The sequence below is a fragment of the Lachnospiraceae bacterium GAM79 genome (assembly GCA_020735665.1).
Lineage (GTDB): Bacteria > Bacillota > Clostridia > Lachnospirales > Lachnospiraceae > Coprococcus.
The window spans coordinates 697,973-713,276 of sequence record CP085928.1 but is presented as its reverse complement, the minus strand read 5'-3'; the positions used below and the strand labels follow the sequence as shown (position 1 = coordinate 713,276).

The 15,304-nt window shown below is 40.5% G+C and carries 13 protein-coding genes; 5 read left to right on the top strand and 8 right to left on the bottom strand.

Annotated features, from left to right (window positions below; genetic code table 11):
• Positions 1-7 precede the first annotated feature (7 nt).
• The gene (locus LK416_03125; protein UEA75191.1) at positions 8-514 is read left to right on the top strand and encodes a YqeG family HAD IIIA-type phosphatase; all 507 of its coding nucleotides are present in this window, start codon (positions 8-10) and stop codon (positions 512-514) included.
• A 214-nt stretch (positions 515-728) separates the two neighbouring features.
• Here LK416_03125 and LK416_03120 read toward each other — a convergent pair whose 3' ends face one another.
• On the bottom strand, positions 729-2,801 hold the full coding sequence (locus tag LK416_03120) for a hypothetical protein (GenBank protein UEA75190.1): 2,073 nt from the start codon (positions 2,799-2,801) through the stop codon (positions 729-731).
• 184 nt (positions 2,802-2,985) lie between these two features.
• Positions 2,986-4,791: a DNA mismatch repair protein MutS gene (locus LK416_03115; GenBank protein UEA75189.1), complete on the bottom strand. Its 1,806-nt coding sequence runs from the start codon at positions 4,789-4,791 to the stop codon at positions 2,986-2,988.
• Positions 4,792-5,056: 265 nt separating this feature from the next.
• Here LK416_03115 and LK416_03110 point away from each other — a divergent pair, with 265 nt between their 5' ends.
• Positions 5,057-5,482 (top strand): hypothetical protein, encoded by a 426-nt coding sequence (locus tag LK416_03110; protein ID UEA75188.1) that lies wholly within the window; start codon positions 5,057-5,059, stop codon positions 5,480-5,482.
• A gap of 68 nt (positions 5,483-5,550) precedes the next feature.
• Here the strand turns inward: LK416_03110 and LK416_03105 are convergent, their stop codons facing one another.
• The 3 genes from LK416_03105 to LK416_03095 are packed head-to-tail and all read right to left on the bottom strand — an operon-like array spanning position 5,551 to position 8,343.
• Positions 5,551-6,462 carry a hypothetical protein gene (locus LK416_03105; GenBank protein ID UEA75187.1) on the bottom strand — a complete coding sequence of 304 codons (912 nt, stop codon included), beginning with the start codon at positions 6,460-6,462 and terminating at the stop codon, positions 5,551-5,553.
• A gap of 5 nt (positions 6,463-6,467) precedes the next feature.
• Entirely contained in the window at positions 6,468-7,355 is an 888-nt protein-coding gene (locus tag LK416_03100; GenBank protein UEA75186.1) for a TPM domain-containing protein, read from the bottom strand.
• A gap of 1 nt (position 7,356) precedes the next feature.
• On the bottom strand, positions 7,357-8,343 hold the full coding sequence (locus tag LK416_03095) for a hypothetical protein (GenBank protein ID UEA75185.1): 987 nt from the start codon (positions 8,341-8,343) through the stop codon (positions 7,357-7,359).
• 262 nt (positions 8,344-8,605) lie between these two features.
• Here LK416_03095 and LK416_03090 point away from each other — a divergent pair, with 262 nt between their 5' ends.
• From LK416_03090 to LK416_03080, 3 genes are all read left to right on the top strand, one after another.
• The gene (locus LK416_03090) at positions 8,606-8,854 is read left to right on the top strand and encodes a chorion class high-cysteine HCB protein 13 (GenBank protein UEA75184.1); all 249 of its coding nucleotides are present in this window, start codon (positions 8,606-8,608) and stop codon (positions 8,852-8,854) included.
• 322 nt (positions 8,855-9,176) lie between these two features.
• Positions 9,177-9,788, top strand: coding sequence for a hypothetical protein (locus LK416_03085; protein ID UEA75183.1), 612 nt, complete (start codon positions 9,177-9,179; stop codon positions 9,786-9,788).
• Between the two features lie 77 nt (positions 9,789-9,865).
• A complete protein-coding gene (locus LK416_03080) occupies positions 9,866-10,123 on the top strand; it encodes a hypothetical protein (GenBank protein UEA75182.1) in 258 nt (85 codons plus the stop codon).
• A gap of 171 nt (positions 10,124-10,294) precedes the next feature.
• Here LK416_03080 and leuS read toward each other — a convergent pair whose 3' ends face one another.
• The 3 genes from leuS to aroE form a co-directional block, all read right to left on the bottom strand.
• Positions 10,295-12,712 carry a leucine--tRNA ligase gene (gene leuS, locus LK416_03075; GenBank protein ID UEA75181.1) on the bottom strand — a complete coding sequence of 806 codons (2,418 nt, stop codon included), beginning with the start codon at positions 12,710-12,712 and terminating at the stop codon, positions 10,295-10,297.
• A gap of 91 nt (positions 12,713-12,803) precedes the next feature.
• Positions 12,804-13,361, bottom strand: coding sequence for an elongation factor P (gene efp / locus LK416_03070; protein UEA75860.1), 558 nt, complete (start codon positions 13,359-13,361; stop codon positions 12,804-12,806).
• Positions 13,362-13,767: 406 nt separating this feature from the next.
• Positions 13,768-15,129, bottom strand: coding sequence for a shikimate dehydrogenase (gene aroE / locus LK416_03065; GenBank protein UEA75180.1), 1,362 nt, complete (start codon positions 15,127-15,129; stop codon positions 13,768-13,770).
• Between the last annotated feature and the right edge of the window lie 175 nt (positions 15,130-15,304).

Here is a 15,304-nt window from a genome sequence, read left to right as displayed (position 1 = left end):
GTTTAACATGTTTCAGAAATTTTATCCATCAGAATATTATACATCAACCTATGTCATTGACTTTGCCGAATATTATAAAAAAGGCTATCGTGGCATCTTATTTGACATTGACAATACCCTTGTTCCCCATAATGCTCCGGCAACAAAGGAAGCAATCAGACTTATCCACCGGTTAAAAGAGATTGGATTTGGTATCTGTCTGGTATCCAACAACAAAGAGCCAAGAGTTGCGGAATTCAACAAGCCTTTGGATGTAAAGTACATCTATAAAGCCGGGAAGCCAAAACGCTCCGGCTACCAGAAAGCCATGCAGCTTCTCGGCACCGATACTACAAATACTCTCTTTGTCGGAGACCAGTTGTTTACAGATCTCTGGGGCGCAAATAACACCGGTATCACTTCACTGTTAGTGCAGCCAATCGATAAAAAAGAGGAGATCCAGATTATCCTGAAGCGGATTCCTGAAAAGTGGATCTTACATTCCTACCTGAAAAAGCATCAGATTGTACGGTAAATCAGGCAGGCTTCCTTCTAAATATGTATCTATATAAAATGAGAGCTGATACTACTTATTATTACACAAGTCGCTTTCGCTCTACCTTCGACGTAACGGTACATAAGGTTGCAAAATACGCAACCTAAGTACCGACGCTCAGGTAGGCTTGTTCCATAATAATAGTATCAGCTCTCATTTTTATTTACACAATTAATTTGTAGCATAATAAATATTATACTAACATATCCATGTTCAGACGTTTGATTACCTGGAAGGATTTTGCACGAAGCTCTTCTGCATCAAACTGTGACAGCATGGTATCTTTGTCCCACTTTGTCTTCATCAGTGCATTTAACAGATCTTCGATATACGCCTTTACATATTTTACGTTTTCTTCTGACTTGTCTTTCAGAAGAACTACGATGTTATCGATTGCTTCAATCACACCGGACTCCTGCTGCTTTACAGGTGACTGACCTGATTCATCAGATAACTCGATAACCTTACCTGTCTTGGTAATGATTACCTTCTTATTCGGAGAGCTTGCAGCCTTCGAAGTTCCCTTCTTGTCAAGCATTCTGTGAATTACTTTTACAAGACATGCAACGGCATAAGTAGCTTCTTCTGCAGTCGGCTTCTCAAGTCCCTTATCATTATGCTGATTCCATAACCATTCGGACTTGCATAACATCTCTTCCACGGAAGCATCACGTAATAATCTTGCAAGGTCAGCATCTGCAGCTGAGCCTTTGTTCTTTCCAAAGAATCCGCCACCGGAAGTCTGAGTCTCCTGACCATATTTTGCAGGTAAAACAATCTTATTATAAGTTTCCTGTAAATATCTCTTTGCAGTATTCAAATCATAGCCCGAACTGATGATCTGTATCTTACCACCACCAAGTCCGTTTACAACCATGTCCTCGGCAGCCATGAATAACAGATGCTTCTGTCTGTCATCGATCATCTTCTTGATCTCATAATTAGTCTTGCTCTTTTCAAGGATTGAATTCTTACGAACCTTGAATGCTTTAATCTTTTCCTTTACACTGAAGAACTGCTTCAGAAGGTTAGGATTTGCATTCACATAATTGTTGATCCATGTTAATTCAATGTACTGATGCTCTATCTTATTTGAAATCTCATATACATTGTAACCATCAAATACTACGTTTAATGTTGTATAGAGAAGTTCAAGCATCTCATACTTCTCTTCCCATGAACGAGATGACATATCCTGATTTACAATAGCCTTGATACCGCATTCATAGAAAACGAGGTTATATTCATATAATCCTTCAAAGATATTGGTCTTACCATTTAACTGAGAACCGGTTCCGAGAGTCTGAAGATTCTTCTTCATCTCAGGTTCGTCTTCGATATACTTGTATACCTTCTTGATAAAGCCTGCGACTTCTGTAAGAAGGGTGTCAATTCTCTTATTGTAGATCTCCTGCTTGGAGATAGCTGATACAACGCTTCTGGACAACACGCTTGTACTCTGTGCACTGTTACAATTACGGATCAGTTCCTTGAAGTTCTCGTATACCGCAAGATTATCAATAGGGATATATTCTGCATTCAAGCCATAGAACTCAAATGCTTTTGCATAATTCTTATCATTGATATATGCATTAAATAAGCCAATGCTGAACTGGATCTTGTAATCATTTCCAACATGTGGGTCTTCTACTACATAATCAAAAAGTACTTCCAAATTATTGATATATGCATCTGACTTTGCTGTTGAAAGCGGAAGTCCCATCTCCATAACAACATTGATCAGATCCAGATATCCCATAACCGCCTTATCAAAATTCTTAGGTCTGTCATCGTCCTCTAAGATCTGATAGCTTACATTGATAAGTAATGGGGCGATACGCTCCCCGATCAGGCGCATAGCCTCCGAGAACTTCTCTGTCTGATATAAGTAGATCAACCAGATACTGTATCTGTAAATGCCGGTTGCACTGATAGGTGCATCAATATCAGCCGGATCAATATCACCATATATGAATTTGAACAATGGCTCTATCCATTCTTCGATCTCATAACGACCGGTCGCTTTAATGTTAAAATCAACAAACTCAGCCAGCTCGTATAACTTTGTACACTGAGCCTTTACCTCGTCATCAACCATCATGGATGATAAATCAAAATTACTGTCTTTCAGATAATCGATAACAAGTGCATAAAATCCGTCCTCAACCTGTTCATTCAAAAATCTGATCAATAATCCTTTATTATTGGATGCTGCTATGGATAGAACATTATTATCATTGTCCGATGCAATGTTAGCTGGTAGCATATTCTATTCCTCCTTTTTTGTCTATTCTTTGTATGCTTTCGATAAAATCACTTTCATATTTATAACTATATCACAAAACATTTTACTGTTCAATGAATTTTTGGTAATTTCTACAAATCAGCATTGTGCATAATTGCTGAAAATTCAAATCACATGAATCAAAAAACGTTTTTGTCAGTATTTACTAATCAAGTCCTGCCATATGAAGGATCGCCATTGCATTTGTCGTCGTACATCTGCCATCCTTCTTCTTATAATCAAATCGCAGCTGATCACCTTCGTAGTATTCTTCAAAATGATAATTTACCGCCGGCACACCGGCTTCATTTTTCAGGTCACATAATTCAAAATCATGGGTAGACACGATTGTCATAGAATTATCATCCGATAACTTTTTAATAACCTGAGACGCTCCCACGATACGATCTGCCGAATTGGTTCCTTTGAATATCTCATCGATCAGGCATAACATCGGCATATCATTTTTCTTATACTCTACCATGGATTTGATCCGAAGGATCTCTGCATAGAACGTGGATATACCATTACTGACATCATCTGTTACTCTCATCGATGTAAAAATCTTCATGTAATCCGCGTGCATATTCTCCGCACATACAGGTGCGCCTGCATATGCAAGGATCAGATTGATTCCAAGAGTACGCAGGAATGTCGTCTTACCTGACATATTCGATCCTGTGATGATAGTCGTTCCGCCCTTAAATGCTGCACCATTGGGAACTACCTTTGACGGATCGATCAGCGGATGACGCATATTCTCTGCCGTTACCTCTACTTTATCGCGTCTTGTCACCTCAGGATATGATACATCTCTGGTCCGTGCGAGTGCCGCAAATGATAACAGTTCTTCCATTCTTGAGATTGCATGGATCCAGTCTTTCACCTGACTTCCATACCGATCTCTCCACTTATCCATCATAAAGCCCAGATGAAAATCCCATAAAAGCAGACCGCAGAGAACCTGATGGATGATCGGATTATAGCGGATATTAAATGCCGAACTGATCCGCTCCAGCTTCTTTACAGCGTTTAAAGCACCTGTATCCTCTGAGATCGTATTCTTTATATCCTTTAACAGCTCTGAATCAAAATTCTCATCCGATATCTGTTCAAACATTTTAATATAATCATCGATCACATAACCGAATGAGATCATCGGCATAACAGCCTGCCCTGCCACTCCCGAAGTGATCCATGCAAATAACAAAACAACAAAAAATGAGATCAGGGAATATCCGAGATTTACTTTTCCCATGATGCCAAGGATCAGTAAAACGATCGTCACAAGAGGAAGCAGGAAACGAAGTATATTAAATATTCCTGATATATGTTCATCGCTGGTACAATAAGCAACAAATTCATCAGATGAATATTTTTTTTTCTTACCCATTCCGGACTTCACACATAAGGTTTCAAATCCCATTGAAAAATCATGCTTCTCTGTCAGTTCTCTTACAGCATCCTGTCGTTTCTTTCTGTCTTCTGATGCAAATTCCGGCTGTCTGAGCGTCTCCGCAAGCAGCTGTCTGCCATCCTCCGTTCCTGCTACGCAGATAAACTGATAGAGCGAATTTTTACCCATAATATCCAGATCCTTTGCGACCAGATCTTCATCGGTCAGATACTCTGATCCGTCTTCTTCAAATTCTTTCCAGCTGTCATCGTAACGTTTCAGATAACGTTCATATACTATTACCTTTGCCTTGTTATATTCCAGCTGTTCATTTAATTTGCCATGCTTAAATACTAAGAATACAAAGGCCACCACCGCAAGAATTCCTGCTATAAGAAATGGTATATTGGAATCATATAAACCAACGATCAATCCGCCTGCCATCACCAAAAACATCAGAAAACGAATCGTACCGATGCCGGAATAACGGCTTTCCAATTCTTTCTGTTTCTTTTTTAATTCTTCCAATTCTGTATTAAAACGTTCCATACCGCGTCCCCCTTTGCTCTCTGTCATTTCTATCTCTCCTTGATCCTGTCTTCTTAATTTCTTTTGATCAGCTTTAATCCGATCATCACATTTATCTTTCATATACGTTGTATATCTTTGAAAACTATAGCATACTTCATCCTATCAGGCAAATGTTAAAAGTTCGTAAAATCTGCCTGTCATCCCTTTTGTTTATCAATGTTTTCTTGCTTTTTAAGTGTATACATATTAAAATTATGGAAACGTTATTTATAACGACTTTTACATCATATATAGAAGGAGATTATGCATTATGGGAAAAGGTAAATTATTCAAAGCCGCTGCTACGATCGCTGCGATCGGCGGTGTTTGCTATGTATTCAGGGACAAGATCAAGAATTCTACCGTATACCAGTCTTTAGATATGGATGATAAGGTAGAAAAGGTTAAGCATACGATCAAGGAAAAGATGCCTGCAAAAGAAGAAACCGCAGACCGCGATTATTTCTCTCTGGATGATGCTGTCGATAATACCGATACAAACGCTGAAGCTGCTACTGTAGCTGAAAGTGTATCAGATGTTACCGCCAAAGTAGACGATCTTCTCTCCGATATACCTTCCACATCGGAAGACGCTGCACCGGAAGAAGAAAGCCCTATCCTCTATGAAAACGAGGGATTATCCGATGTATCCGAGGATCTCGATGTTATCGAAGAACAGGATAAGTTGGATCTTTAATATCAATTAAAAACAAATACACCCGTCCGATCCGAATCGTTGTCACACTGTACAACAGCACATCCGGATCAACGGGTGTTTTTCTTCTGTATCAATGGAATTATATCATCCACGATGCTCTCAGATTTAAAATTATGCTCATATATCATTCCGGCAGCATTTGATATGATCAGCTTATAAATATTATGTCCTGTCCTGCCCTTACGCTCTGTATGTTTTGAAATTACTTCTATATTCCTTAACAATACAATGTCTGTTCGAAATAACGTACTGATGATCAGATATTTCTTTGTCACATAACAATTATGACTCTCATATACGACCGCATCATGCAGCTGGCGGTTTATATCACGCACAACCAGCTTCCTGTCAAACACTCCCTGTAAGTGTCTGATCCGGGGATGATACCACGGACAAAAGATACAGCAGACGATCTCAACAAGCGATAATGCCATCATAGCAAGTGCAAGATAAAATGCCAGCTTCACAATTCCGTAAAATGTCTTCGGATAATCAATCTCGCTGATCATATAATCATATGTTATCTTTTCAAGCTGCTCCTTGCTTATTCCCGCACTTTCCGCACACTGGGATAAAATATAGCTACAGGTAGCCGGATCTTTCTTCAACTGTCCCTGCACCGTATAATCTCTTATAACAGTCTCCGTATCATCGATCAACACGATCATGAATTTATCATTTATCCATGCACAGTAATATCCCCCGACACGTTTACCATCCATACAGTAATCATACCCCATATACTGAAGCTTATCAAAAGCCATCTCTACATTCGATATTTCGGAATTATACAATCCCGGAATATCTGATAGCTGCTTTATGGTATGAAATGTAAAATTTCCAAGCAGATGAAACTGTACCATCAAGCCTGTGAGAACTGCCATTATAACTGCACTTCCAAGCAGCGACATGACTGTATTTTTTAATAAAAACAGATTTAATCGTTTATTCTGCATCATAAGCCTTAGAAATGACTGCCGCCACCGCCATGGCTGCCGCCTCCACCGCCACCGCTGCTGCCACCGCTGCTTGACGACTCAATTTTTACGCTTGTGACATCTTTACGGATGAAGATATCACGATGATCCAGAAGCTCTACATTTCCATTTACATATGTATTTAATGTAGTTGTATCCTTGCCCGCCTTCTTTGACATATTGGTGATAAAGAAGACTACCGCACATACTATAACCGCTACAAATATAAACAACGGTGATACATGAATTCCTCCGCCATTTGCACTCTTCATGCAAATAGCAGCTTTCTCGATCATGACCGTAAATCCTTTCTCGGCATCCGAACGCAGATATTTACCACCGGCCTCGGTTAATGATGATGCCTTTGAATCACTGATCCGGGCACGCACTCTGGTTCCCGATGTACTCATCCATACATCTCCGGCCTCATAGTTAGCTGCAATTACAATACTGTCACTCGGAACATAGCCATCACTTGTGCTCCGATTGCTTGAAGGATCATATTCCCAGTTCTCCCAACCGAAACGGTTCTGATCACACATTGCCGTTGCAACTGCTTTAATTGCTTCAAACTCGGCATAATATGTATCAGACCAATATGTATCAAACATATCCTGTGCCTGTTCATTGTTGATCGTTACAACTACGATATCCGCACCTATCTTATCTTCATATTCTGCAATGACATCTTCCAAGCTCTTCTCTTCAGAAGATGTAAGTTTGTCTGCATAATCAAATACTCTCTGATCCGTCAGACATTCTGTGTTGCTTCTCTTATCATGCTTCAGATTCTGTTTGCTGATCAGCGCACTTCCAATCATCAGAACAAATCCGATAACAAATAATACTAAAACGGTGATCTTATATTTCTTCATATTAAATCACCTCCAGGATCATAGCTATGCCGGAAGCACACGCAGCTACCGATGCAGCAAATGCTGCTGTAAGTCCGATCGCACGGCTGACGCTTCTCGGTGGTGTACCCACACACTTACCTGTCTGACCATTTACATAGAACATATAATTCTGTCCCTGATACCGATATTCATAGATCCATACAGGCATCAATGCAAATCGGTTCGCCAGCAGTTTATTATTTGCGTTCATATTCTCAGATGTCAGGCTGGTATAACCGGAAGCTTTCTGCTCTGCCCATTTCTTTGATGTATCATTTACCTTGGTTACTGCTCTTCCCGATAACTGATCCGGCGTATAATTATATATCTCCGCCTCAAAGCCTGACAGATATTTGTTATCATGCTGAGTCAGCTGATCATAACCATATGGCTCCATCTGATCCATAATACCATCCGGCATCTCGATCGAAGCATCAACAGGGATACCGTTATACTTGATATGCAGTTTGCGGTAGACATCAAAATAGGATGTCTCTGTGTATTTTCTGTCACCGGAGGTCCATGTACGAACCTTTGTACCAACGGCTTTATAATCTACGTTTGTATCAAAATCATACAGCCAGAACGGAACATAGACTCCTCGAAGCCGCTCCAGTGTCTTTGTAGACAGGAAATCAGATGGCAGAAACAGCTTCTTTCCAAATTCCTGTTTTAACTTTTCTTCTGCATCTCGTTTTGACACCTTAAATGGCAGAATTACATCCGGTCCATATGGATATACGATAAAATCATCCCTGATGATCGGCACCCCACAAGCCGGACATTTACCGGCAGATCCGTACTCGTTCCGGTATGTAATCTGTGTTCCGCACGCAGGACATATCATCGGTGTCTCGGATGGAATACTCTGTTCGCAGTCACTTCCACCACAGCTCATACATTTCATATGTCCGCTTTGTGGATCATACACAACATTTCCACCACAATTCATGCACTTATAAATCATGTATTCTCTCCTCCCGGGTTAACCCCTTTTTAACATTAATTTTTGATAATTATTGCATCCTTGCAGGCAAGTGATTTTGCACTCATTATATCATATGCTTCGCACATTCTATGCATTTCGCAAAATCAGCATTCTTGCGAGCAAATAATTTTGCGTTCATTATATCATATCCTTTTTTTTTCGTATATTGTTTTTCTGTTTTTGTAACATTTGAATCAATACCGAATAGTCTATAGCATAAAGAAAATTGGAGGTATTTACCATGAGTGATTTATCAGCAACACAGTGCGGTTGTGGAAAAAACGGAATGTTTGGTTTCGGCGGAGGCAGCTGCTCCTGCATCATCATCCTTCTTCTTCTCTTCTCATGCTGCGGAAATGGTTTTGGAAATGACTGTGGCTGTGGCGGCGGAAGTAATGGATGCGACTGCATCTGGATCATCCTGATCCTCCTTTGCTGCTGTGGTGGATGCGGCAACGGAAATGACTGCGGTTGTGGATGTGGATGCTAATCCTGAAATTCTGACCCCCGACTGTCATAAGCTATATCAGTTCTATATCCTTAACAGCTATAAAGCCTCTGTACGGATATAAAACTGTAAAAAAAGAACTATATGCCGGAATTATCACCGAAATCGCCTGATAATTCCGGTTGTTCCTTTATAACAGACAGGGAACAACTCATTCTGTTGTTATTTCTTTTTCATATTTTTATGCATTATATATCCATTTCTTTCATAAATAATAATTGTAAGCACTACATTACATACCTGAAAAATCCATCCGGATAAACCGTCTCTTACTTTTGAAGAAATGAAGGGAGCCTTGCATTGTATGGCACAGATACCACATTCTCATCCTCTTGACAAATTAATATCCGATGATCGTCTGTTTCTTCTGGAAGCAATTCTCCCCTTTGTTGACGGACCTATGCGTATGCCGCTCATTATCTATCTGAAAATGATGGAACTCCAACAGATCATGCGTGTGATCAACAACCAGTCCTATGTTCGTCAGTGTGATTTCAACCGCGATTTCCATAATCAGAATGATATTCTGGCATCGTTAGCTCAATGTGGTTTTTCGGATATCGCCGATCAAATGAAAAATATGCAGCAGGCAATGAATATGATGCAGGTTATGAATGATATGAGCCGGACCGATTCTGCGTTTTCGGATTTTCAAAGCATTTTCCAGGCTTATGACCAAACCGTTCAAGCTGCACCGGATAATACATCTATATCCACAGATACAGAATATACAAATAATAATCCATCCATACAGGGGAACAGAACAGATGGGAAAATTCACGATTCCTCCACACATGAAAACACGGAAAATACCGGTACAACTGATCAGTCATCATCCCAACATAGCGACAATTCCATGGATCACATCATGCAGTTGTTACAGGAATACGACACGAACACCCGGTCTGCAATCTAACCGGTCATTATAGATTATCCATACATATAACCGGAATCAAAATAAATCCTATAAAACAGAAAGGACGATCCATTGCCATGAATCAATTTGAAAACGACCCCCGCCTGAAAAATCTTATGCCCCTGAAACGTCAGATTATTCTGGAGCTTGCAAACGGTTCCCACAATGCTACTATGGAACAGATGCTCCCTCAGATCATGCAGTTAAACCGGGAGCTTCAAAAACGTAATCTGTCTTTCTCAAAAGAGGAATCCAATCTTATCATGGATATTATGATGGAACAGGCTTCTCCTGCCGAACGCCGGAAGATCGCTATGTTCCGCAATTTCCTGTAAAATATAAATAAGCAGTTTTGCCTGCCTTGCAGGCACACTGCTTATTTTGTATTTTTATTTATGAAATAATATGATTTCTACGTTCTTCGAACTCCCGAAATCATCCCACAACATGCGCATTCCGAGCATCCGCTCTACATGCTTATGTTGTTTTTTATTTGCTTGACAGATTTATTTCATCACAATGTTTACGATTCTTCCCGGTACATAAATTTCTTTTACGATGTTACCGGTCAGCTTGTCTGCGATAGCTTCTTTTGCCTTTGCAATAACATCATCCTTTGGATCGTCTTTATTGATAGCAAGAGTCGCCTTCATCTTACCATTGATCTGAACTGCGATCTCTACTGTCGACTCAACTGTCTTTGCCTCATCGAATGTCGGCCAGGATGCCTGATAAAGATATCCTTCGTAACCAAGAATGCTCCACATTTCCTCTGTGATATGCGGTGCAACCGGGTTCAATAATGTAAGAAGCGTCTTCATTTCGCCCTTTGTTACTGCATTCTTCTTATAGAAATCATTTACAAGTGCCATCATAGCAGCAATAGCTGTATTATACTTCAGATTCTCAAAGTCAGTTGAAACCTTCTTGATCGTCTGATGCATCTTTGTCTCCATATCCTTAGAGTAAGCATCACCATCTACTACGATATCCTGCAGCTTCCATACTCTCTCAAGGAAACGACGACATCCCTTTACACCATCATCTGACCATGATGCAGCAAGATCAAAGGCTCCGATGAACATCTCGTATGTTCTTAATGTATCTGCACCATATGCATTTACAATATCATCCGGATTTACAACATTTCCTCTGGACTTACTCATCTTCTCGCCATTCTCACCAAGGATCATACCATGGGAAGTACGCTTCTGATATGGTTCCGGTGTAGGAACAACGCCCTGATCATACAGGAACTTGTGCCAGAATCTGGAATAAAGCAGATGAAGTGTTGTATGCTCCATACCACCATTGTACCAGTCAACCGGCAGCCAGTATTTTAATGCTTCCTTGCTTGCCAGTGCTTCTGTATTCTTTGGATCCGTGTATCTCAAGAAATACCATGATGAACCGGCCCACTGAGGCATGGTATCTGTCTCACGCTTTGCAGGTCCTCCACAGCATGGACACTTCACATTTACCCAGTCTGTCATAGCTGCAAGCGGTGATTCTCCGTTATCAGTCGGCATATAACTCTCTACCTCCGGAAGCATCAACGGAAGTTCACTTTCGTTAAGAGGGACATAACCACATTTATCACAGTGAATGATCGGAATCGGCTCACCCCAGTATCTCTGACGGGAGAATACCCAGTCACGGAGCTTATAATTAACCTTTGCCTTACCAATTCCCTTTTCTTCCAGGAACTCGATCATCTTCTCTTTTGCATCTTTTACCTGCAAGCCATTTAAGAAGCCGGAATTAATCAGAACACCTGTTGCAACATCTGTAAATGCTGCTTCATTGATATCTACTTCTTCTCCGTCCTTTGCTACTACCTGAATAAGCGGCAGGTCGAATTTCTTTGCAAATTCCCAGTCTCTTTCGTCATGTGCAGGAACCGCCATGATCGCACCTGTTCCATATGACATCAGTACATAATCGGATACCCAGATTGGGATCTCCTTCTCATTTACAGGATTGATCGCTACCAGACCATCGATAGCTACACCGGTCTTATCCTTTGCAAGCTCGGAACGCTCAAAATCGGACTTTCTGGCAGCCTGCTCTCTGTAGCTTTCGATCTCAGACCAGTTCTTGATCTCATCTTTATATTTATCAAGCAATGGATGCTCCGGTGATACAACCATATAAGTTGCTCCAAATAATGTATCACATCTGGTTGTGTAGATACGAAGCTTATCTTCTTTTCCTTTGATCCGGAAATCTACTTCCGCACCTGTAGAACGTCCGATCCAGTTCTTCTGTGATACTTTTACTCGCTCAATATAATCAACAGTATCGAGCCCTTCGATCAGCTTATCTGCATATTCTGTGATCTTTAACATCCATTCGGATTTGACCTTACGGACAACCGGCGCACCGCAACGCTCGCAGACACCATTTACAACTTCCTCATTTGCAAGACCAACCTTACAGGATGTACACCAATTGATCGGCATTTCTTTCTTATATGCCAGACCTGCCTTGAATAACTTCAGGAAGATCCACTGTGTCCATTTGTAATATTCCGGATCTGTTGTATTGATCTCACGATCCCAGTCAAATGAATATCCAAGGGAATGAAGCTGTGCCTTAAATCTTGCTACGTTATTCTTTGTTACTTCCTTTGGATGGATCTTGTTCTTGATCGCATAATTCTCGGTCGGAAGTCCAAATGCATCCCAACCCATTGGATAAAGAACATTATAACCCTGCATTCTTCTCTTTCTGGCTACAATATCGAGTGCTGTATATGGTCTTGGATGACCAACATGAAGTCCCTGTCCGGATGGATAAGGGAACTCAACTAATGCGTAATACTTTGGTTTACTGTAATCATCTGTTGCAGCAAAAGCCTTGTTATCATCCCAGACCTTCTGCCACTTCTTCTCAACAACTTTATGATTATATGCTGTTGCCATGTCATTTCCTCCTGAAAAATGTTTGTAAAGTGTAATAGGAGCCTAATCATATATGACCAGCTCCTACTATCTCTCTTATATTCTGATCGAATTAAACTCTTGAAAGATACTCGCCTGTACGTGTATCGATCTTGATCGTATCTCCTTCATTTACAAATAAAGGAACATAGAGTGTTGCTCCTGTCTCAACTACACAAGGCTTTGTAGCACCTGTAGCTGTATCACCCTTTACACCAGGCTCGCACTCTGTGATCAGTAATTCTACAAATAATGGTGGCTCTACACCGAATACAGAACCATTGTGAGAAACAAGCTTACAGATCTCGTTCTCCTTAACGAACTTTAATGCATCTCCGATCGCTGCTTTATTCAATGGAATCTGATCGTATGTCTCCGGATCCATGAAGTAGTAAAGATCACCGTCATTGTACAGATACTGCATATCTTTTCTCTCGATATGAGCCTTCTCGCACTTCTCTGTTGGACGGAATGTCTTTTCTACCACACCACCACTCTTGATATTCTTAAGCTTTGTTCTTACAAATGCAGCACCTTTACCAGGCTTTACATGCTGGAACTCTATAATCTGATAAATATTTCCTTCAAATTCAATCGTAACACCATTTCTGAAATCACCTGCTGAGATCATCTCTGCCATAATTTTCTTTTCCTCCTTAAGATATGAACTTCTTGTGACATTTTATAATATTCTACAGAATATTTCAACTACTTTTTACCAATTCCTTAGGCGTTTCCTGACCTCCCGGACGATTAGCGGCTTGATATGTCTCTTTCATAAGGCTCTTGCGCTCTATTTCAACGTAACGGCACTAAGCTCGCCGAAAAATCCGGCTCACTAAGGGCCGACGTTGAAAAAGGCTTATTACAGAGACATATCACAACCCCCAATCTGGGAATGGGGATATAAAAGTTCTACACCCTCTATCATTCTTGATTCAAAATTTTTTAATTGTTTCATACAACTATTGCGTATAATCCTAACAGTTTCTGAAATACATTATAGTTTTTGTTTTTAATTAAACACATAGTTTATCTTACATTCTGCTAATTATTTCTTCTGCAATATACTCAGGGGATTGTCCGGTGGCAGGAATTGTCAAATCTGCCACGCGTTCATATAACGGGGTGCGGTAGGTTAAGAGATCGCGTACCTTCTGTTCCGGATCGTCGCCTGATAAGAGAGGTCGGGTATTGTCCCCCGATAATCGAGATATGACCTCTTCCGGGGTAATCTGTAAATAAATAACTGTTCCGAGGGTTGCAAGCTCTGCTGCATTCTCCTCCCGGAGCGGAAGGCCACCGCCGGTCGAAAGTACCGCATGCGTTAACGATGCGTTCAGTTCTTTTAGTATATCTGTCTCTAACTGTCTGAAATATGCTTCGCCCTTTTTACTGAATAATTCAGCGATCGTACAACCACATTTTTCTTCTATATACTGATCTGTATCTATGAAGGTATATCCGTATCTTTCAGATAACAGCTTTCCGACTGTTGTCTTTCCGGATCCCATAAAACCTGTCAGGATGATATTATCCCGTGTCTTTTTAAGCAACTTCCGATAAATCTCATCTGCTGTTTCTTCATCTATCGTTATATCATTCCACAATTCATATGCAATTATGCCTTGGTACAGAAGCATCTTCAGCCCATTATAGCTCTTTGCTCCCGCGTATCTGCACAGAGACATGAATCCGGTAGAGAATGGTTTATAGATCAGATCGATTCCGACCGATACAAGCTTATAAAATGCCGGATCTTCAATCACTACTTCATCACTATGCGGATACAAGCCTTTTGAAGTCGATTGAAATACAATATATTTTTTCTCCGGAAGCTTGTGATAGTCCTGAATGCTCATAGCCGTCATACTCTGATTCCCAAAGAAATCATTCATATGATCCGCGATCGCCTGTGCTTTGGCTACAGTACGATTTAAGATATATACATGTCCTGCTCCGTTTGACACACACATATAAGCTACGGCTTTCGCCGCTCCGCCTGCTCCTAATATAATAACGTCCTGTCCGTCAAGCTCTACTCCATAAGATCTCACCTCACGAAGAAGTCCCATCATATCCGTATTATAACCTTTATATCCATTTTCTGTCCGTACCAGTGTATTAACAGCACCGATCGCCTGTCCGCCTTCATCTAACTCTGACAGATATTGCATAACCTCATTCTTATGCGGAACTGTCACATTTAACCCCAGAATGTTTAACGCATACGCACCTTTTACTGCAGCTTCTAGATTTTCTGCTTTTGTATGAAACGGAACATATACATTATTTAATCCGAGCTTCTCGCTTAATGTATTATGTATAAGCGGTGACATTGTATGCTCCACCGGATCTCCCAGAAGTCCCAGCGTTCTTGTTTTTCCATCTATCATCATATTGTCTCTTCTCCTGCTGTTCTGTTAATTTCATATAATGATCGTAAAATTCCCATAGGTTTTTTCATATGGCAGCATTTCGTAATCATCTAGTTGTTATAGTAGCATTTTCTTTCAGGTCTTACAAGCAAAAAGGCGGGCATTGCTGCCCGCCTCTGGAATTATAATATGTGTT

Excerpts from the sequence above, each read along its gene's own strand:
- LK416_03125 (UEA75191.1), top strand. The coding sequence starts at position 8 with ATGTTTCAGAAATTTTATCCATCAGAATATTATACATCAACCTATGTC.
- LK416_03120 (UEA75190.1), bottom strand. The coding sequence starts at position 2,801 with ATGCTACCAGCTAACATTGCATCGGACAATGATAATAATGTTCTATCC.
- LK416_03115 (UEA75189.1), bottom strand. The coding sequence starts at position 4,791 with ATGACAGAGAGCAAAGGGGGACGCGGTATGGAACGTTTTAATACAGAA.
- LK416_03110 (UEA75188.1), top strand. The coding sequence starts at position 5,057 with ATGGGAAAAGGTAAATTATTCAAAGCCGCTGCTACGATCGCTGCGATC.
- LK416_03105 (UEA75187.1), bottom strand. The coding sequence starts at position 6,462 with ATGATGCAGAATAAACGATTAAATCTGTTTTTATTAAAAAATACAGTC.
- LK416_03100 (UEA75186.1), bottom strand. The coding sequence starts at position 7,355 with ATGAAGAAATATAAGATCACCGTTTTAGTATTATTTGTTATCGGATTT.
- LK416_03095 (UEA75185.1), bottom strand. The coding sequence starts at position 8,343 with ATGATTTATAAGTGCATGAATTGTGGTGGAAATGTTGTGTATGATCCA.
- LK416_03090 (UEA75184.1), top strand. The coding sequence starts at position 8,606 with ATGAGTGATTTATCAGCAACACAGTGCGGTTGTGGAAAAAACGGAATG.
- LK416_03085 (UEA75183.1), top strand. The coding sequence starts at position 9,177 with ATGGCACAGATACCACATTCTCATCCTCTTGACAAATTAATATCCGAT.
- LK416_03080 (UEA75182.1), top strand. The coding sequence starts at position 9,866 with ATGAATCAATTTGAAAACGACCCCCGCCTGAAAAATCTTATGCCCCTG.
- leuS (UEA75181.1), bottom strand. The coding sequence starts at position 12,712 with ATGGCAACAGCATATAATCATAAAGTTGTTGAGAAGAAGTGGCAGAAG.
- efp (UEA75860.1), bottom strand. The coding sequence starts at position 13,361 with ATGATCTCAGCAGGTGATTTCAGAAATGGTGTTACGATTGAATTTGAA.
- aroE (UEA75180.1), bottom strand. The coding sequence starts at position 15,129 with ATGATGATAGATGGAAAAACAAGAACGCTGGGACTTCTGGGAGATCCG.